General features: G+C 67.5%; 20 protein-coding genes and 1 tRNA gene. 6 read left to right on the top strand and 15 right to left on the bottom strand.

All coding sequences use genetic code 11. From position 1 onward, the window contains the following. The 9 genes from WEB06_02870 to WEB06_02830 all read right to left on the bottom strand — a co-directional run. A partial coding sequence (locus WEB06_02870; protein ID MEX2554556.1) for an alpha/beta fold hydrolase occupies positions 1-654 on the bottom strand: 654 nt, incomplete at its 3' end. Then, positions 651-2111 (bottom strand): PAS domain-containing sensor histidine kinase, encoded by a 1461-nt coding sequence (locus WEB06_02865; GenBank protein ID MEX2554555.1) that lies wholly within the window; start codon positions 2109-2111, stop codon positions 651-653. The genes WEB06_02865 and WEB06_02870, both read right to left, overlap by 4 nt. Before the next feature lie 3 nt (positions 2112-2114). After that, positions 2115-2903 (bottom strand): enoyl-CoA hydratase/isomerase family protein, encoded by a 789-nt coding sequence (locus WEB06_02860; protein MEX2554554.1) that lies wholly within the window; start codon positions 2901-2903, stop codon positions 2115-2117. Then, the gene (locus tag WEB06_02855; protein MEX2554553.1) at positions 2904-3116 is read right to left on the bottom strand and encodes a biotin/lipoyl-binding carrier protein; all 213 of its coding nucleotides are present in this window, start codon (positions 3114-3116) and stop codon (positions 2904-2906) included. An 11-nt stretch (positions 3117-3127) separates the two neighbouring features. Continuing rightward, positions 3128-3604, bottom strand: coding sequence for a DUF2017 family protein (locus WEB06_02850; GenBank protein ID MEX2554552.1), 477 nt, complete (start codon positions 3602-3604; stop codon positions 3128-3130). 2 nt (positions 3605-3606) lie between these two features. After that, positions 3607-3897: an ATP-dependent Clp protease adapter ClpS gene (gene clpS, locus WEB06_02845; protein MEX2554551.1), complete on the bottom strand. Its 291-nt coding sequence runs from the start codon at positions 3895-3897 to the stop codon at positions 3607-3609. Beyond that, positions 3894-4328, bottom strand: coding sequence for a type II toxin-antitoxin system Phd/YefM family antitoxin (locus WEB06_02840; protein ID MEX2554550.1), 435 nt, complete (start codon positions 4326-4328; stop codon positions 3894-3896). The genes clpS and WEB06_02840 overlap by 4 nt, the downstream gene beginning before the upstream one ends. 92 nt (positions 4329-4420) lie before the next feature. Beyond that, positions 4421-6046 carry an acyl-CoA carboxylase subunit beta gene (locus tag WEB06_02835; protein MEX2554549.1) on the bottom strand — a complete coding sequence of 542 codons (1626 nt, stop codon included), beginning with the start codon at positions 6044-6046 and terminating at the stop codon, positions 4421-4423. An 85-nt stretch (positions 6047-6131) separates the two neighbouring features. Further along, complete coding sequence (locus tag WEB06_02830) at positions 6132-6917, bottom strand: enoyl-CoA hydratase-related protein (protein ID MEX2554548.1); 786 nt, start codon at positions 6915-6917, stop codon at positions 6132-6134. A gap of 56 nt (positions 6918-6973) precedes the next feature. On the opposite strand from WEB06_02830, the gene WEB06_02825 reads away from it, so the two are divergent. After that, a complete protein-coding gene (locus WEB06_02825) occupies positions 6974-7555 on the top strand; it encodes a DUF5317 domain-containing protein (protein ID MEX2554547.1) in 582 nt (193 codons plus the stop codon). 6 nt (positions 7556-7561) lie between these two features. Here WEB06_02825 and WEB06_02820 read toward each other — a convergent pair whose 3' ends face one another. Further along, a complete protein-coding gene (locus WEB06_02820; GenBank protein MEX2554546.1) occupies positions 7562-8233 on the bottom strand; it encodes a hypothetical protein in 672 nt (223 codons plus the stop codon). 172 nt (positions 8234-8405) lie between these two features. Here WEB06_02820 and WEB06_02815 point away from each other — a divergent pair, with 172 nt between their 5' ends. The 3 genes from WEB06_02815 to WEB06_02805 all read left to right on the top strand — a co-directional run bounded on the left by WEB06_02815 (position 8406) and on the right by WEB06_02805 (position 11857). Beyond that, positions 8406-8714 carry a helix-turn-helix domain-containing protein gene (locus tag WEB06_02815; protein MEX2554545.1) on the top strand — a complete coding sequence of 103 codons (309 nt, stop codon included), beginning with the start codon at positions 8406-8408 and terminating at the stop codon, positions 8712-8714. Positions 8715-9264: 550 nt separating this feature from the next. Then, a complete protein-coding gene (locus tag WEB06_02810) occupies positions 9265-10587 on the top strand; it encodes an HD domain-containing phosphohydrolase (GenBank protein MEX2554544.1) in 1323 nt (440 codons plus the stop codon). After that, positions 10565-11857 carry an HD domain-containing phosphohydrolase gene (locus tag WEB06_02805; protein ID MEX2554543.1) on the top strand — a complete coding sequence of 431 codons (1293 nt, stop codon included), beginning with the start codon at positions 10565-10567 and terminating at the stop codon, positions 11855-11857. The genes WEB06_02810 and WEB06_02805 overlap by 23 nt, the downstream gene beginning before the upstream one ends. A gap of 506 nt (positions 11858-12363) precedes the next feature. Here WEB06_02805 and rsrA read toward each other — a convergent pair. The 3 genes from rsrA to WEB06_02790 all read right to left on the bottom strand — a co-directional run bounded on the left by rsrA (position 12364) and on the right by WEB06_02790 (position 14359). Further along, positions 12364-12612: a mycothiol system anti-sigma-R factor gene (rsrA, locus tag WEB06_02800; GenBank protein MEX2554542.1), complete on the bottom strand. Its 249-nt coding sequence runs from the start codon at positions 12610-12612 to the stop codon at positions 12364-12366. Then, positions 12576-13187, bottom strand: coding sequence for a sigma-70 family RNA polymerase sigma factor (locus WEB06_02795; GenBank protein MEX2554541.1), 612 nt, complete (start codon positions 13185-13187; stop codon positions 12576-12578). Before WEB06_02795 ends, rsrA begins: the two co-directional genes overlap by 37 nt. Positions 13188-13255: 68 nt before the next feature. Beyond that, positions 13256-14359, bottom strand: a complete 1104-nt coding sequence (locus tag WEB06_02790) for a DUF3179 domain-containing protein (GenBank protein ID MEX2554540.1) — start codon at positions 14357-14359, stop codon at positions 13256-13258. 256 nt (positions 14360-14615) lie between these two features. Between WEB06_02790 and WEB06_02785 the strand changes: the two genes are divergently transcribed. Beyond that, a complete protein-coding gene (locus WEB06_02785; GenBank protein MEX2554539.1) occupies positions 14616-15578 on the top strand; it encodes a peptidoglycan DD-metalloendopeptidase family protein in 963 nt (320 codons plus the stop codon). Positions 15579-15626: 48 nt separating this feature from the next. Continuing rightward, on the top strand, positions 15627-16001 hold the full coding sequence (locus tag WEB06_02780) for a hypothetical protein (protein MEX2554538.1): 375 nt from the start codon (positions 15627-15629) through the stop codon (positions 15999-16001). 226 nt (positions 16002-16227) lie between these two features. On the opposite strand, the gene WEB06_02775 is transcribed toward WEB06_02780, so the two are convergent. Further along, positions 16228-18681 (bottom strand): ABC transporter permease, encoded by a 2454-nt coding sequence (locus WEB06_02775; protein ID MEX2554537.1) that lies wholly within the window; start codon positions 18679-18681, stop codon positions 16228-16230. A 277-nt stretch (positions 18682-18958) separates the two neighbouring features. Next, positions 18959-19032: transfer RNA gene (locus tag WEB06_02770), tRNA-Met, on the bottom strand. Positions 19033-19064: the final 32 nt, after the last annotated feature.

Raw genomic sequence — 19064 nt, 5'->3', positions numbered from 1 at the left:
CTCAGCAGGCCGCTCGATCGGCAGCATGTGGCCCGCGCCCTCGTACTCAAGGAAGCGCGCCGCCGAGATACGCTCGGCCATGAGCCGTGCGAAGCGGGGAGGGGTTAGCGTGTCCTCGGATCCGGCGAGCACCTGAGTGCGACAGCGGATCTCCCACAGCCGGTCGAGGACGTCGAACCGATCGCACGCGGTGAGGTCCGCGAGCAACGTTTCTCCGCCGACGGCTTCGTAGGTCGCGCGACGCTCTTCGATCCACTCCTTGGGCACGCCCGGCGGAAAATTCGACGCGGCCACGAGCTCCACGATCGGCGCGAGGCCATCCGGCAGCGCCTCGAGCATCTGCGGGGCGACGCGCATGCGTGCGCCCGCGTTGATCACCCCCAGCCCGGCAACCCGAGCGGGGTGGTGGATCGCCAGCCACAGCGCGACCGCGCCTCCGAGCGAATGCCCGCCGATCGCGGCGCGCTCGACGCCGGCGCCGTCCATAGCACGCAGTACCGCCGCGGCGTGCGAGGCGATCTGGTCGGACGGAGGCCCGGCGTCCTCGCGTCCCGGCATCGCCGGAACCAGCAGCGGGACGCCGACCAGGTGGGCACGCACCCGATCCCAGATGGCCGGCGTCGCGCCGGCCGAGTGCAAGAGGATCAGTGTCAAGTGCCGCCCTCGAGGCGGGCTCGGGCGATGGGGATGACCACCTCGACCTGCGTGCCGCCCGTGCCGCCGGTCACCCCGATCGTTCCCAAGAGCTCGCTCTCGACGAGCGTGCGAACGATCTGCAGCCCCAAGTTGGAATCGCGCTCCAGCACGAACCCTGGAGGGAGCCCGACGCCGTCGTCCGACACACGGAGACGAAGCTCCTCCGGACGTCTCGCCATCTCCACCGTCACCGAGACCATCCGAGACTCCGTCCCGAACGCATGCTCGAAGGCGTTCTGGATCAGTTCGGCGATTATCAACGCCAACGGCGTGGCGACTTCGCTGGGAAGATCGCCTGAACGGCCGTCGATCCGGAACCTGATCGGGCGCTCCGGCACTGCGAATCCCTCTTGGATCATCTCGACGACCCGATTCGCGACGTGATCGAAGTCGACGCGTTCGTGCGAGTCCTGCGACAGCGTCTCGTGAACCAGAGCGATGGAAGAGATCCGTCGCACGCTCTCCTCCAACGCAGCCTTCGCCTCGACCGAGCTTAGCCGGCGGCCCTGGAGGCGCAGCAGCGACGCGACGGTCTGGAGATTGTTCTTCACGCGATGGTGGATCTCGCGGATCGTTGCGTCCTTGAGGAGGAGCATCCGGTCGCGGTGCCGTAGCTCGGTGATGTCGCGCAGGATCCCGATGGCGCCCGTCACCTCGCCGGCGTGGATGATCGGGATGAACCGCCGGTAGACCCAGGCGCCGGAGGCGTCGATCTCGTCCTCGACGGGACGTCCACGCTTGAGCGACTCGAGTGTCGCGACCTCGTCGAAGTCGAGCTTGGCGATGTGTTCGCCGACGAGGTTCGCGGTGACGCCGAGGCGCCGGTACGCGGAAACGGCGTTCGGGCTCGCGTAGGCGATGACGCCGCCGGAGTCGAGCCGCATAAATCCGTCGCCGACGCGGGGCGAGATCTCGCGCTCGTCCGACGACGGGAAGGGGAAGACGCCTTCGGCCGTCATCTGCTCGAGGTCGCCGGCCGCCTGGAGGTAGGAGAGCTCGAGCTGCGAGGGCGTGCGCGCCGTCGCGAGGTTCTGCTCGGCGCTTATCACTGCTATGACCGCCCCGTCCAGCGAGACGGGGATCGCCTCCTCGCGGATCGGGATCCCTTCGCGCCATTCCGGGTCGCCCTCGCGGACGATTCGACCTTCGTCGAAAGCGGCACGGACCCGCTCGCGGTCGCGGGCCTCGAAGATCGTGCCGACCATGTCCTCCTGGTACAGCGTCTGCGCCGGGTAGGGACGCACCTGCGCGAGCACGACGTACGCCTCGCGGTCGCGTAACGCTCCGAACAGGAGCAGGTCGGCGAAGTTCAGGTCCGCGAGGAGCTGCCAGTCCGCGACAAGATGATGGAGGTGCTCGATCTCACGGCCCGACAGCGCCGTGTGACGGCGGGCGAGGCTCGAAAGGACGGACATCGTTCACTCGCCTTTGAACTCGGGGGGCCGCCGCTCGCTCAGCGCGCGGAGCCCTTCGGCGACGTCGGCCGAGGTCAGGGCCCGGAGAGCGTTCTCGTCATGGTGCCCGAACTCCGCCCCGTGGGCCGCGCGATCGAGCGAGCCGTGGCGAAGGACGGTGCGGATCGCCGCCTTGCTTCCCTGCACGGACAGCGGCGCGTTCTCGGCGACCTGCTCGGCGAGCAGGCGCGCGACCTGATCGACGTCTCGCGCCTTCACGACCTTCGTGACCAGACCCCACGCGGCCGCCTCACGACCGTCGAGCTCGCGACCGGTCAGGAGCAGCTCGCGGGTGTGCGCCGGCCCGATGATCTGGACCATGCGCTGGACCTTCTCGAGGTCGAGCAGGATCCCGAGCCGCGCCGACGGGATACCGATGCGCGCGTCGTCGGCCGCGACGGCGAGGTCGGCGGCCGCGAGCAGCTGGCAGCCGGCCCCGAGCGCCGCCCCCTGCACGGCCGCGACGACCGGGAGCGGGTGCTCCTCGATGGCGCGGAGCATCTGCTCGAAGCCGGCGCCGTAGCGCGCGCCGCTTGCCGCGCCCTCGGCGACGTCGGAGAAGTCGGCGCCGGCGCAGAAGTGCTTCCCTTCGCCGCGGAGCAGCAGGCAACGGGCTTGGGCGTCCGTCGCGAGCGACGCGAGCGCGTCGAAGATCGACTGGAGCATCTCGCCGCTGAGCGCGTTGCGCCGTTCGGGCCGGTTCAGGGTGAGGACTGCGACTGGGCCGCGCTCGACGACGACGAGATCGGACACCTATTCGACGACCGCGATGATGTCGCCCTCCTGGACGACACCGCCCTCGACCACCTTGACCGCCGTCACTTTTCCGCCTTGGGGGGAGACGACGGGGATCTCCATCTTCATCGACTCGAGTATCACGAGCGTGTCGCCCTCGGCGACCTCAGAGCCCGGGGCCACGAGGACCTTCCAGACGTTCGCAACCATCTCTGCTTCGACGTCGGCCATGGCCGCGCAGCCTAGCCCATCAACGTGTGGACCAGGAAGTCCTCGAGGTAGCCGAGGTAGCGGAACACCTCGTGCGCGGCCGCGTCCGGATCGGCCGGATCGAGATCCCGCTCATAGGAGTCTTCGGTGACGGCCAGCCGGGTTCCGAGCGCAAGGCGGGCATCGTTCAGGACCGCGAGCCAGTCCTGCGCCTCGTCGGCGGTCAACGTCACGCGCCATGCGTCTCGCTTCGGCTTCCCGCGCTCGAGCGTCGTCTGAACCGAGGCGATCGCCCGGCGCTTCCCGTCCTTAAGATCCTCCGTCATCAGCCGGGCGTACTCGGCCTGCGCTTCGGGATCGTCCTTGTACGCGGGCGGGAAGAGGCGAGCCGGGGGGTCGTCGAGCACCTGCGTCATCTGCTCGACGACCGAACGGAAGAGGTCGGCCTCGACCGGCGTCAACGTGACGTCGAGTTGCCCGTCACGGCGAAGCGCGAACGGCCCGCGCACGGTCAGTCCTCCTTGAAGAGCGTCGCCCAGAGGCCGTGCGCGTGGAGTCGGGCCACGTCGGCCTCGCATCGTTCCCGCGGTCCGCTGGCCACGATCGCACGCCCCTCGTTGTGGACCTGAAGCATCAGCCGGTGCGCCTTTTCACGGGGGAATCCGAACAGCTTCTGGAAGACGTACGTCACGTAGCTCATGAGGTTGATCGGGTCGTTCCACACGATCACGATCCACGGCTTGTCCTGCCGGACGACCTCATCGACCTCCGGCCGCTCGATCGTCGAGGGTCTCGTGCTCACGCCACGAGTTTAGCCGCCACGAGCTGCCCGCTTTCCGTGAGCCAGCGTCCTCCCCCGACAGACTTCTCGGCCAGCCCGTTGAGCTCGAGTCGGACGAACAAGCGGGCGAACTCGAGGGCCCCGCTGCCCCAATCATCGGGGTCGTAGGGCTCGGGAGCGCACCGCGCCATCTCGAGCAACAATCGGCGGCTCCCCTCATCGAGCTCGGGCATCTCGAACGGCTCTTCCTCCCGCTCCTCGATCGATACCTTGCGCGGCGCGCGATGCCCCTTCGGCTCGAGCGGCACGAGTAGGGCCGCCGGCTGCCCGTGTCTCAGAACGACGAGCCCGTGCCCATCGTTTTCGATCTCGTTCAAAAGCTGCGCGATCCGCCTGGAAAGATCACGAGCGGTGACGTTACGCGTCTCCCATGCCTTGATCGTTACTTCCAAGGCTTCCTCCTATGGTCTCTTCACGAAGCGACAGACATGACAGACATGTCTGTCGCTCCCGGGAGAGCATAGGGAAGGGGTGCGACAGCGCGTTAGATGGGGAGGACGCCGTGTTTGCGCCAGGGCCGTTCGATCCGCTTGTTCTCCGCGTGCTCGAGCCCCTTCGTGATCACCGTGCGGGTGTCCGCAGGGTCGATGAGGTCGTCGATGAAGGACCAGCCGGCGGCGATGTAAGGCCCGATCTGCGCGCGCACCGCCTCGATCATCTCGTTCCGCTTCGCATCGCGCTCCTCCTCGGGGATCTTCTCGAGGATCGAGCGGCCGATGATATTCACCGCCCCTTCCGGTCCCATCACGCTGATCTCCGCCGTCGGCCATCCGACGATGAGGTCGGGCTCGTACGCGCGACCGTTCATCACGTAGTAGCCGGCGCCGTATCCCTTGCGAAGCACGACGGTGATCTTGGGGACCGTCGCCTCGGACACGGCGAAGAGCATCTTCGAACCGTGCCGGATGATGCCGGCCTTCTCCACGGCGCTACCAACCAGGAAGCCGGGGCAGTCCATCAAGAACACGAGCGGGATGTGGAACGCGTCGCACAACCAGACGAATCGCGCGGCTTTGTCGGCAGCGTTCACGTCGATCGCTCCGCCGAGGAAGATCGGCTGGTTCGCTACGATCCCGACCGGCCGCCCGCCGAACCGCGCGAACCCAGTCACCAAAGACCGCGCCCAGTCCGGCTTCATCGGGAAGAACTCGCCGTCGTCGACCAAGGACTTGATCACCCGGCGCACGTCGTACGCCTGACGTGGATTCGCCGGGACGATGTCGTAGAGATCTTCGCACCGGCGCTCGATCGGATCGGAGACCGCCAGGATCGGCGGCCTTTCGAGGTTCGATGACGGGAAGAACGACAGGTACGTGCGGATGGCCGTGATGCACTCGCGGTCGTCGGCGACCTCGAGGTCGGCGACGCCCGAGATCTTGTTGTGGATGTGCGAGCCGCCCATGTCCTGCTCGGTAACGTCCTCGCCGACGGCGGCTTTGACGAGATGTGGGCCGCCGAGCGCCATCGACGAGACACCCTTGACCATCGGGACGAAATCGGAAAGCCCTGGGATGTATGCGGTGCCGGCCGCGCCCGGGCCGACCATAGCGGCGACCTGAGGCACGACGCCCGACATGATGACCTGCTCCTTGAAGAGCTCACCGGTCCGGGCGAACATCGAGCCGGCCGCTTCCTGGATCCGCGCCCCAGCCGAGTCGATCAGCCAAACGATGGGGATCCGCTCGCGCAGCGCCAGCTCACGTATCCTTCCGGCCTTGAGCTCGCCGACCATGCCCATCGAGCCGGCCATGACCGTGAAGTCGTACGCGATCACGCACGTCTTGCGGCCTTCGATCTCGCCGATGCCCGTCACGACGCCATCGGCCGGCGTGAACTTCCCTTGCATCTGGGGCGAGTTCGACATGTGCGTGCCGAGCAATCCCGTCTCGAGGAACGAACCGGGGTCGAACAGCAGCTCGATCCGCTCGCGGACGGTCAGCTTCCCGAGCGATCTCTGGCGCGCGACCTTGTCGGCACCGCCCATCGCGCGATGCCTGTCCTTGCGTTCGGTCAGCTCGCCGACGAGTCCGCGCATGTCGGGACCCTCGTAGCTCAGCGTGGGCAGCTCGCGCGCGGGCGCGGGGGTGGGGACGGCCGTGTCCTCGGCCATTGGTGGTCTCCCTTCCGGGGGCTCGTCGCCGGGGTCCACATGTCCCCGAAGTCTTCCGGAGCCCGCCTGGGTCTAGCGGGGCAGTCTAACGGCCCTTCCAGTTCGGCTCGCGTTTCTGCAAGAAGGCCGTCACGCCCTCGATGGTGTCTTCGGTCTCGAGGCAGAGGCCCAGCTGGCCGTGCAGATAGTCCAGCGACTCGCGGAAGCCCATGTCTTGCGCGGCGTAGAAGGAGTCCTTGCCGAGCCGCATGATCGCCGGCGACTTCGACGCGAGCGTCGCGCACAGATCGTCGACCGCCTTGTCGAGATCCGAGGCCGGCACGACTCGGTTAACAACCCCCCAGCCCTCTGCTTCCGCGGCGGAGATCCGCTCGCCCGTCATCATCAGCTCGAGCGCTTTCGCGCGCGGGAGCCGACGGGAGACCGTCGCGGTGATGATGAACGGCCATAGGCCCATGTTGATCTCGGGCGTGCCGAACTCGGCCGTGTCAGCTGCAACGACCAGATCGCATCCACACATCAGACCGAACCCGCCGGCGAGCGCGTGGCCGTTGACGCGCGCGACGATCGGCTTACCGAGCCGCACCATGTCTTCGAACAGGTCGGCCAATGTGGCCCTCAACCGGTGCTGCTCGACCTTCGACTGCTCGGCGGTGAAGCCGCCGAGATCTCCGCCGGCGGAGAACGCTTTATCGCCGGCGCCGGTGAGAACCACGACGCGAACCTCAACGTCCTCGCGAGCTAGGGCCATCGCCTCGCGCAGCTCGGCCATCACCGTGACGTTGAGGGCGTTCCGCTTGTCCGGGCGGTTGATCGTCACCCGGGCCACGTGGCCCGCGGTCTCGTAGAGAACCGTCTCGAACTGCTTCACGGGCTCAGATTATCGCCTCCGCCGAGCCAGACCGAACACGTGCGATGATTCCCGCCGTGATCGGGCTCTTACTTGCGGTCGCCGTGGGCATCTGCGTGGGGCTCGTCCGACGCGGGTCGTTCGCCAACCTGGCGCGCACCGACCTGCACGGCGTCCCGCTGGTCTTCATCGGCGTGCTGCTGCAGGTGGGCTCGACGATCGCAGAGCGCGCGGATCAGTCTTGGCTCCCGCTCGCGCTCGTCCTCGGCTCGTTCGCTTTGACGTTCGGGTTCGCTGCGCTCAACCGAAGGCTGCCCGGGATGACGCTGATCGCGCTCGGCGCCCTGATGAACTTCCTGGTGATCGCGGCCAACGGCGGGATGCCGGTCTCCCTCGACGCGCTCGAGCGCGCGGGTCTCGGGAACCCTTTCGAGAGCGGCGCCGTCACCAAGGGCGCGCACCACGCGCTCGACGACGACGACCGCCTGACCGTCCTGGCCGACGTTATCCCCATCCGCGTGACGGCCAACGTCGTGAGCGCGGGAGATATCGTGATCTGGGCCGGGCTGCTGCTGCTCATCCAGCAGCTGATGGTGGGACGGCCGGGGAAACGCCGCCGAGGAGCCGGAGAGCGGGACCGCGAACTGACGCCCGGCTGACCGGCGCTAACGCCGGTCGATCACGCGGTTGAGCGCGTCGAGCGTCGCGCGGGCAACGGCGTCGTTCGCGTCTTTGCGCACCACGGCCGAACCCGTCAGGGTCTGCTCGCCCCGCGAGGTAGCCAGCCGAACCACGACGACCGCCACCTGCACGGCTCCGATCGCGAGGAGCTCCGCCGACGTGACTTCGACGGCCGACGCGCGAAGCATCTCGGCTACCGCATCAACCGCCGCACCCGCGACGAGCCGCAGTCCGGAGGTTGAAGGCCCGCGGGCCGAGCCGGAACGCTCGTGTCCGTTGACGGCGACCGCGATCCGGACCTCTGTCGTGAACGACGCCGTCTCGGAGACGAGCCGTACGATCGCGGCCCGAGGGACGCCGGCCGACTCCGACAAGGTCGCGTGCTCTTCGGGCGCGGGGACGGTACCCCGCTCCGGAGCGGTCGAAGGCCCGGGCTCGTCGAGCTGAACGACGGACACCGTGCGGTAGTCGATGTCGATCCCGAAGTTGGTGAGGATCACCGACTGCACGTCGCGAACGAGCTGCTTCGCGCCGCGCTCACGGCCAGCGAGCACGTGAACCTCCGCGACCCGGCCTCCGGGTCCGGTCACGACGCGCGCGGCCTGGATGCCCGATATCCGGCGGATCGCTTCTTCAAGCGGACCGGCTTCAGACATCCCGGCGCCCTCGGGCAGCCGTCCCCCGTTGCCCTCGCGCAGTGTTCCCTCCGTCGGTGCTACCGGCCTCGCCGTGCGTAGTCGGGCCAACGATACATCAGCGCTCGAAATGAGTCGCCTAGCCCTTTCTGACTAGTTCATCCGGGCTATCCCAAAACCACCCAGGGGGACGATGTCCGGCGAGCGCCGCGGCGTCGATAATCGACTCAGAACCGATAAGCCGGTCCCAAGGCGAGAACCGGCAACAGCCGAAGGGTGGCGATTGGCGATGGAGCATCCGAGCGAGAAATTCCTGAGAACGTCCGACGTCGCACGGATGCTTCACGTCTCGCCGAAGACCGTCTCGCGCTGGGCCAAGGAAGGGCGGATCCCCCACCTCTCGACCTTGGGTGGGCACCGACGCTTCCCAGCAAGCGAGATCGAGCGTCTCATGAACGAACTGTCCGGAACGCGTACTGGGAGAACCTCCCAGGCCGGATAGATCAGGTTAGTCGTTTAGAGACGTTAGGTACGCAAAGATATTTCTGTTCACAGATGTATTGACCGGCTCACTCTGCCGATGGTAGGAAAGGGCCGGTAAGCGTCAGACCGAGAAGCTCCCCCTAGCGAGCGTCCGGACGTAGGTCCGGGCATTTGCGGGGGGTTTCGTTTCGGACTGGCTGCCTGGGTGGGCGTTGAGCAGGCCAAGCTGCCTCTCGACCCCGACGGAATCAGGGGGCGTCGCGCACCGGCGCTTTGAAAACCGCATAGGAGTGGGGCCGGCAGGGTCCCGTCACGCGTCGCTTCCAACCAAGCGGAGCGGAGATCACTCTCGCATCTAGCGGAGCGAGAGAATCTTCCGTGAAAGGGGTTGGGCGACCAATCATGAAGCGCATCATTGCGTTCCTGTCCGGGCTTGCAGCAGCAGTGCTGTCGGCCGGGGCACAAGCAAGGTGGTAAGTGCCACACCCGCACACGCCGACGACTCGTGCGGGCCCTGCCGGCTCCATAACCTGATGCGGACCTGATGTCGGGCTAGAGGAGCGGACGCAGTGAAGAGCCTGCCGATCCGGGCGCGTGTCTTCATCTCCATGGTGGCCGTCGCGGCAGCGACGCTCCTCACCCTTGTTGCGATCTCTCAGGCGGGCGATCCGCGTTTCGGGGGGATCGACGTCCGCCTGGCACTCATCTTCGGGCTGTTCGTCTTCATTGTCGATCAGTTCCCGGTCACGCTGGCTCTCGGCGAAGGCGTCTATTCCGTGAGCTTCGTGATCGTCATCGCGGCGATCATCCTTGGTGGCCCGGTCGAGGGCGGGATCGCGGCTGCATCGGGATTCATGACGGCGCGCGAGGCGCGGCGCGTACATCCCATCCGGCATCTGTTCAACATGAGCGAGCTCGCGTTGACGGGCACGTTCGCGGCGCTTGCGTACTGGGCTCTGATCGGTGATCGCGTGACCAGGCAAGACATGTTCCCAAGGGTTTTCGTGCCGGTCCTCGCTGCGACCGCCGTCCACTTCATCGTGAATACCACGCTCGTGGCGACCGTCTTCGCTCTCGTTCGGGGTGAGCGTTTCCGCGACATGTGGCGGACCCAGTTCGGCAAGCTCGCGGGCGGATACGTGGCGTTCGCCTTGCTCGGGATCGTGCTGGCTGCGCTGTACATCTCCGGTCTGGGCGCGGCGTCGGTGATCTTCCTCTTCGTTCCATTGCTCGTTGCGCGTGGAGCTTTCCAGTCGGCGATCGAGATGGAAACGGCCTACGAAGCGACGGTGGGGAGTCTGATCAAGGCCATCGAGGCAAAGGATCCCTACACCCGCGGCCACGCGATGAGAGTGGCGCGGCTGTCCGAGATGACCGCGCGGGCCTACGGTCTCGCGCCCCAACAGTGCCGCGTGATCCGGTACATCGCTCTGATGCACGACGTCGGGAAACTCGGCGTGTCGACCAAGATCCTCGCCAAACCGGGGAAACTCACCGACGAGGAGTACGAGCACATGAAGGCCCATCCCGTTCGCGGATACGAGATCGTCAGCGAGATCGACTTCCTCCACCAGGCGGCGGAAACCGCGGTTCGACACCACCACGAGCGCATGGACGGTCGCGGATATCCCGATGGATTGAAAGGAGACGAGATCCCCGTGTTCGCGCGGATCGTGATGGTGTGCGACGCCTTCGACTCGATGACGTCGACCCGCGTCTACCGAAAAGCCAAGGGGATCGAAGACGCCGTCGCCGAGCTCCGTCGCTGCGCGGGAACGCAGTTCGACCCGGTGTCGCTCGCCGCCCTCGAGAAGGCGATCAGCCGCGAAGGCTGGGAAGCAGAACCGGAACAGGATGAAGAGGTGACGGGTGCGACGGCCGCGGCTCTCTGACGACCATTCCAGGCTTCTGCTCGCGGTTGGGGCGGCGGCGGCGGCGGGCGCTGTGGCGACCGTCCTGGCGTGGGGACTACGGACCGACTGGGAGATCGCCTTGAGCGGCACCGCCGTAGCCTTCGCAGCGTTCGTGGCATTGGGCGATCTTCTCGAGATCCCGCTCGACCGCCATTCGGTGTTCTCGCTCGGCCTTGCCCCCAGTCTCGCGTTCGGGCTGCACCGGTATTGCACCGAAGCCGCTGCCGGCAACAAGTGCCTCGCCTGGGATTTCCCCACGCTCGGCGAGGTCGTGACGGTTTTCGTCCTCGGAAGCGCCCTCGCGGCGGTCTGGCGGCTCGTTCGCCGCCGGCCGATCCGCCTTCCGGTGGTCGCGGTGAGGCTCCTCGTCGTACTTGCATCGGCCGCCGCGTACCGGGCCGTCGTGTGGTCGGCCGGTGAAGTAACGTCCTTCGGTCCGCATCACATGTCCATGCTCGGGCTCATGGCAGTGCTGGTCGTCGCGGTGACGTCCGACGTCGTGCTTCAATCGCTGCTCGTTCTCGCCGACGAGCAGCTCCCCGTCCGACAGGTAGCGCGTGACGAGTTGCGTGCGACGACACCGCTTCTAGTCTCGACGGTGTCGGTCTCCGCCCTCCTGGCCCTCGCGTATCCGGAGCTGCGTGTGTGGACCCTCCCGCTCTTTTTGGCGCCGCTTGCGGCGACGCAATACTCGTTCAAGCAAGTCGATTCGATCCGTAAGAACTACTTGCAAACCGTGCGTGCCCTCGCGAAGGTCCCCGAGATGGCGGGATACACGCAGCGCGATCACTCGGCTCGCGTAGCGACGCTGGCCGTGGCGATCGCCCGCGAGCTCGGAGTCGCGGCGCAGGAGGTGCGAGAGATCGAGTACGCCGCACTTCTGCACGACATCGGACGCATCAGTCTCCCCGATCCCGAAGATGCCGCGAAGAGCGCTTCCAACCTGCAACTCGCGCTGGTCGGCGGTGAGATCATCGAGGAGACCGGCCATTTCCCGGCGGTCGCCCGGATGGTTCGCGATCAGCACGAGCCGTACCGGCGTCGGGGAGAGGACGTGAACAGGAACATCCCCACCGGAGCGAAGATCATCAAGGTGGCAAGCGCCTACGACGATCTAACGGAGCCGGCCGGTCCCGGCCGAACGCCCTGGGATGCGCTTGAGAAGCTCCACACCGGGATGGCATACGACTACGACCCGGCGGCGATCCAGGCAATGACCAAGGTTCTCGAAAAGTCGGGGATGATCTAGACACGCCAAAGGAGAAAGGCGGGCCTCACGGCTCCGCCCTTCCCTCCCTAGCGAGGTTCTGTTACCACCGAGCTCCTGCGCCGGCGGCGAGGAACACCGCAACGAGCGTCGACAGCATCGCGAAGATACGCTTCATCCCCATCACACCCCCTTTGAGGGTCACGCCCGCCCCCCGGCGGGAAATAGCTCGCACCTGCAATCTGGTGTTCCGGAGCCCCACGGGTCCGGGGCCCAGACCGGTCCTGCCAGCCTGGCGTCCTGAGGCCCAAGGGAAGTGGTCAGGGGGTGTCGCGAGGACCGGGTTGCCTCGCCTTTGCTGCTAAGCCTTGCCTCCATGACCTGGCTCCCTCTCCGTTGCCCACCGTCATCAGCGGACAACCGTGAGATTAGGTCTTGGGACAGGCGGGATAAATCGTGGGAACCGCGGACTTAATTCGCGTCCATGTCCGAATCACCCGATTCTGGACACGGAGCGTGAACATCGGGCACGGAATGTGTCCTAGGAGCTATTCGCCGAGGGCGGATCGGATGTTCGCGCGGAGGCGGTCCGCCAGGTCGCCCGGCATCGAGCCTTCGCGGCACTTGCGGTGGACGAGCTCCTTGAAGTCGCGCTCGAAGTCGTAGCGGTGCAGACAACCGTTGCAGTCCTCCAGATGGATCTGGATGACGGTTACCTCCTCGGCGGCGATCTCGCCGTCGAGGTAGAGGTACAGGCTTTCTAGGACCGCCCGGCAGTCCGTCTCGGAGTGGCCCACGGTTTGTCCTCTTCTACGAGCCCGCGCTCGCGGGCATAAGACCACAACGCCTTCTGCAACGCTTTCCTGCCTCGATGCAGCCGCGACATCACCGTTCCGATCGAGGTGTCGGTGATGTCGGCGATCTCCTTGTACGAGAAACCCTCGACATCGGCGAGCAGCACGGCCATACGGAACTGCTCGGGCAGGTCCTCGAGCGCGGCCTTCACCTCTTCGTCGGGGATCCGCTCCAGGACCTCGGTTTCCGGGGTCTTCCCGCCGTCCTCGGCGATGGACCGGACGTACGAGAAGGGCTCTATGTCGTCGGTCGGGACGGTCTGCGGGGAGCGCTTCGCCTTCCGGTACGAGGAGATGTAGGTGTTCATCATGATCCGGTACAGCCAGGCTTTGAGGTTCGTTCCGGGCTGGAAGGAATCGTACGCGGCGAAGGCCCGCGTGAAGGTCTCTTGGAGGAGATCCTCGGCGTCGGCCGGGTTCCGTGTCAGCCGCAGCGCCGCGCCGTACATGCCGTCGAGCAACGGCAGCGCCTCGGCCTCGAAGCGCTCCTGACGTTCCTCGAGCGTCTCTTTCGCCACCCGGGCGTCCTCCGCCGGCCCCAAGCCGGGCTCGGCTTCAGAGCCTATGCGAACCAGGCAGGCAACGCTCATGAGGCCTCGAAGACTCCGGTGGCCGGGGCGAAAGCCGCCCAGGCGAACCAGAACGCGTCCACGTGTTCGACGGGGACGAGCCGCTTCCCGGCCATCGGCCCTCCGGTCGCGACCCCCAGCACCGTCCACGTGCTCCCGGTCTGTCGGTCGCGGAAGCCGCCGGGATCCGGGGCAAGATCCAGCCGTTTCCCATCCACGACGGGGACGAAGACGCCGGCCGCGCCGACGGCGGCGCCGTCGGCGATCAGCGGCGTGTCGAGCGCCGACCGGGTGCCCTCCCGCCAGAGAACGACGACTTCTTCCTCGCCCATCCGGTCGTAGACGACGCCGGCCGATCGCAACGTGGCGTACCGATACGCGTAGGAGCCGGCTCCGCTCGAGACACCGACGACCCGTTCCATGGCTCCGAGCCGCCGGTCCGGCGCCAGAGCGAAGAACGATTCGGACGGAGTCCGGCGGGAGTCGTAGCCCGCGTAGGGAGTGGTGCCGTACACGCGCGCGGCGCCGGTCGCAGCCGTCAGAACCCTTCCGTCCGGATAGGAGTCTCGGAAGTCTCCGAACGAGCTGATCTGGATCGGCGCGCGCTCCAGCGACGCCCCGCGGAGCGGGCCCAGAACCGCTTCCCCCCGGAGCTGCGGCCAGAGCGACCGGGTGGCCCGGTCGTACATGACGAGGTTGGAGCGGTAGAGCTTCCCCGAGGCTCCGAAGCTCAGAACCCGGCCGGCCACGGTGCGCCGGAACGCCTGAACGCCGCCGGAGAGAGGCGCGTAGGTGACGGCGACCGGCTCGCCGCCGACCGAGTCGTTCACGATCTCGTGCCAGACGAGGATCGCGAGTGGGTAGGCGCGCACGTCGCCCGCGACCTCGAGCACCGCGACCGGCACCTCCGGCTCCAAGTGGGTGGCCGCCTCGTCGGGCGCCTCGAAGGCCGGGCGATCGATCGCCGGGACGGTGTCGGGCGCGAGCACGTCGACGAGCTCCGCCGCGTCGAAGACGGTAGGCGCGGGCCCCGGGCGGGCGCGCAACGTTTCGCGAACGCCCGAGCAGCCGGTGAACCCCACCGCGAGAGCCGACACGACCGCCACCAACCGTCCCTTCACGTCTCGTTCCAACGGCGAAGGGCCGTTCAGAGATTCCTCGGACCGGCTCCTCCATGACCTGACGCGCGCGTCAGGTGACTCGTCCGTCGGGTTTGACTCCCCCGGGCTCGGCTGGCAGCCTTAGCGACCGTTAGCCCATCCCCCCGGCCGGGTCGGGGGCCGACCGAAGGCTCGTCTGGTCGGCGCCCGTGGGGGGGCGAATCGTCTGGGTCGTCCGCACCGGGAAGGTGGGCAACTGAAAAGGCTGAGGCTCGGTTTGATCTCGGCCGTCGCGATGGCGGCGGTCTTGCTGGGTGACCCCACGGTCGCCGGGGCTGCACAGACCTCCCCGGCGCAGGTCTCCGCCCGGATCGAGGCCGTTCGAAAGTCCCTCGACAAACTCGGGGCCCAGCTCAAGACCTCCGAGCGCGAGACGCATGCCGCCACCGCCGCGGCCGATCGTCACCGCAAAGCGCTCGCCACCGCCGAGGCTCGCCAGCAGTTCCTCCGTCAGTCGTTCGCCGGCCGGGCCGCGTCGATGTACACCCTCGGCAACGGATCCATGATCGAGACGATGCTGGGCGCGGAGGACATCGACGAGTTCGTGGAGCGCGCCTCCTACCTCGAGCAGATCCGCTTCCGCGAGGCCGGGATGCTCGAGGAGCTGACGGCGCTGCGGCGCCGGGCCAAGACCGAGTCGGCCGAACTCGCTGCGGCCGTGAAGGTCGCGACGACGGCGCAGAAGGCGCTCTTGGCGCGCCGCAACGACCTCCTCGCGAACCTCCGCGAGCTTCAGAGTCTGCAGAACCTTCTGGTCTCGCTCGGCGGCGGGTCCCGCCTGTCGCGCGCGCCCAACGGGTTCCGCTGCCCGGTCGCCGGCCCGCGGTACGTGTTGGACAACTTCGGCGACCCGCGGCCGGGAGGTCCGCACACGGGCGACGACATCCAGGCGGATTACGGCCAGGGCACCGTGGCGGTACTGCCGTCCAAGGTCGTGGCGACCCCGTACGGATCGTGGATCGGCGTCGGCATCGTCCTCCGCGACGCGATCGGCAACGAGTGGTGGTACGCCCACCTCGGAGCCGAGTACGTCTCGGTCGGCCAGCGTGTCTCGGCGGGTCAGCTCATCGGAAAGGTGGGTTGTACGGGCCGCTGCTACGGACCGCACCTGCACTTCGAGTACCACCCGCGCGGCGGCAATCCGGCGGACCCATACCGGATCCTGTCCGCCGCCTGCTAGCCCCCATCGAGCGTTTGCCGGGCGCCTTTCCGCGGAAAGGTTCCTGCCGTGGCCGTCCGCATCTGGGAGATCCGCTCCCCCGACGGAGGCTCGACGGGCCTCGAGTTCGCTCGCGCCCGCATGGGGGTTTCCGACCGCGTCCTGGTTCACTCCGCTCCGTCCCGGCTCGACGTCGAGGTCTACAGCGAGTCCGGTGAGTTCATCGCGCGCGGCTCGGGTTTGGAAGGCTCCGAGCCGACGCCGATGGCGCGGCTGACGATCGACCCGTCGGGCGTTTCGCGCGAACAGATCTGGCCGGGCACCGCGGACCTGGGACTCCCTGTGATCCTTCCGGGCGGCGAGGTCGGGGTCCTCACCGCCTGGTGGAACGCCGACGATCACAGCGCCTGGCGCTGGTCGATCGAGCTCTCGAACCACCGCTGAGCAGGCCGAAGCGGCTCAAGAAAATGGGGCACCGGGTCGATATCTCCCAACACATCCACTTCCGTGGGTATGCTTCATGCCCGAGTCGTTCGAAACTGCTTCTCGTCGCGCTCCTCATCGGTTCCGGGGCTGCTTTGCCGGCTGATACGCCTACCTCGCCTACGCGAACATTTCGGTGAGCGTCTGAAGGCAAGTCAAGGTCGTGGTCCGGCGAACCCGCTTCCTCTCACTCCGTGCGAAGCACCACCGCCACCTCAGTCTTGGCGGCAGCGCGCGCGGGGAACGCGCCGATCATGTTCGCGAGCAGGACTGTTGCTGGGACGGTTAGGAGCACGACCACCACCGGGATAACAGCGACTGTCGGGGCACCCAGCGATGTCGCGAAGATGGACCAGACGGTTCGGCCTGCGATCACGCCGAGGGGCACGCCCAGCGCGAGCGCGGTGATCGCCAGCGCCGAAGCCTGCCACGCGACGGTGGCACCGATCTGACGACGGACGAACCCGATCGTCTTCAACACCGCGAGGTCGCGTGAGCGCATCCGGACCGAGGTCATCAGCGCGTGCGCCAGCGTCACCGCGGCGAACAGCGCCAGCAGGCCGGCCATGATGATCGGAGTAGAGCGAACCTGGCTGAGCACGCCCAGCTCGATCGGGCGTTGTGCGAAGGTCACGTTACAGTCCATCGTTTCCAGGCATTCGGCTGCGGTGAACCGGTCGCGCAGCCGCTTCTCGACTGCGGCAGCGTCCGCCCCCTGCCGGTACTTGATGAGCAAGAAGTTGTAGGGCTCCGCCCCGGGGTCCGGGTTGAGCGAGCGTTCGTACTCCTCGAAGTTGCTCGCGAGGATCGCCGCGCCGTCCCCGAGCGAGGTCGGAGCGAACGAGCCGCGGCCCATGGTCGGAAAGACCGCGCGGCCGACGACGCGCATCGGGCGCGGCGCGGTGGCTCCGGCGATCGTGACCGAGACGCTTCGGCCGACCCCCGTGCCGAGCGTGCGCATCGCGCTGGTGCCCAGCACGATCTCGTCGGGTTTCGTCGCAGGTTCGCCTTCGAGGATCACCGGGTAAACCGCGCCTTCGATGGCTTCGAGCCCGATGGCCGGGATGTCGCGGTCGCCGATGGCCACCGAGCCGTAGTTGCCTGCTGTCACGCCGGCGATGTCCGGGTCGTCGCTCAGTTCGTGGATCTTCGCCTCCGGTGGGAAGAACCCGAACGCCGAGTCGGCGACGACGTCCCAGCGCTGGCCGTAGGCTTCGGGGACGTCGACCAACCGGCTCAGGCTGCTTCCGAACATCAGCGCCGCGAGCAACGCCGCCATTCCGACCACGGTGCCCGCGAGCGCGCTTCGCAGCGGGAGCGACCGCGAACCGTGTCGTTGCTCGAACGCCATCCGGATCCCGGTGGCGGCCGAAGGCGCGAGGCCGGCGCGCGCGGCCGCGTCGGCAACAAAGGACCGCGTCCCTCTCTGGTCGCGATTTCCCGCGGTCGCTGCGAGGAATGCCGGCAGCGTTGCGCGCGCGAGGATCAGTATCACGATCGCGGCGGCACCGAGCCCGGTCACCGCGACGTTCACGTCGAAGCCGAGATTCAGCTCGGCGCGACGTGCCGGGCCGATCGGCATGAACGGCGAGACGGCGAGCGACAGCGTCACCGCGATCAGCGCGCCGGCGACCGCGACCACGGCGACACGAAGCAGGCTCGCGGCGACGAGCTGAAAGCGGCTGAAGCCGAGCGCGCGCAAGGTCTCGTGATCGTCGGCCTCCACGAGTTGCTGTCGCGCGATCGCTTGGCCGAGAACGAATAGGATCGCGGCGCCAACCAGACCCGAGAACAGGTACAGCGCGACCGCGAGCGGACCGATGGCCCGCTGGGTCCGCTCCCCGGCTTGTGCCTGGTTCTGGATGAACGGCGCGCCGAACGTGTCCGGGAAGCCTGCCGCGAGCCCGTTGAGCTTGCGCTCGAACGCCGGGATGTTGGTCCCGGGCCGAAGCCGGACCAGCGCGCCGTCGTAATTGAGGCTGTCCCGCGAGGCGAGCGATGGCTGCGATCGAAAGAATGCCGGCGTAAAGAACATCGTCGGCTCTCGGTCGAGCGGCGTTGTGGGGACGACTTGCTCCGCGCCGATACCGATACCGACGACGCGGACCGTGACGGGTACGACGTCGGGGGGGATAGTTGGCGGCCCGTCCTCCTGGAAACTGAAGACAACGACCGGGAGCCGGCTCCCGACCGCGAGCTTTAGCAGCCGGGCGGCATTGGGATCGACGAAGACCTCGTCGGAGGCCGACGGGTCGTACATGCGGCCCTCGATGACGTTGGGACGCGCGATCCTTCTGAGCGCATGGTCGTCGACCCCCGCGATGACGACGACCAGATCCTCGATGGAGCCGGCGTCGATAGGTCCGACCGGGATCCCGGCGATGATGCCGATGTCTTGCACCTCCGGCTCGCGTCCAATCGCTTGGTAGAAGCCAGCGAGACCGCTGCCGCCGACCGACACGAGAAGGTCGCTCGCGTTCGTTGCCGCGCGCATGCGCGGGTAAGCCGTCTGCGTTCGCCGAGCGCCGGCTGCGGCGCCGAGCGCGGCGGCTCCCGCAACACCGAGGACCAGCGACAGCAGCACCGTCGCCCGCCAGCGACGTCGCAGAACGGCTCGGACCCAAACGGCGACCCCGGCCATGGTCGTATCCAAGCGCCTCCGCTTGGTGGAAACCAGGGCGTTTCCACTCCGCTCGGGGTAGTGTCAGCGCGAGTCCGGCGGAGTCTTGATCACCGCCGGCGTAACGGTTCGCCTGGGTCTGGGATAGCGGCGCGCACGGGATTCCGAAAGGTCGACCAAATCCGAGGGCATTTCGGGCCACAGACCCACATGAGAGCGAGCATCGGCACGCGGACTCCACGCGGTTGCTGCCGCCCACTCCTTGGAAAGCCCAGGCTTCTGACCTGGGCTTTTGTAGTAGCGGGGGCAGGATTTGAACCTGCGACCTCTGGGTTATGAGCCCAGCGAGCTACCGGACTGCTCCACCCCGCGTCGCGGCGCACATGCTAGCACGCGAGGCGAGG

The sequence above is a fragment of the Actinomycetota bacterium genome, from assembly GCA_040905475.1.
Taxonomy (GTDB): Bacteria; Actinomycetota; AC-67; order AC-67; family AC-67; genus DATFGK01.
Note: the sequence above shows the minus strand (reverse complement) of the source record. Positions and strands in the feature narration are given on the sequence as shown.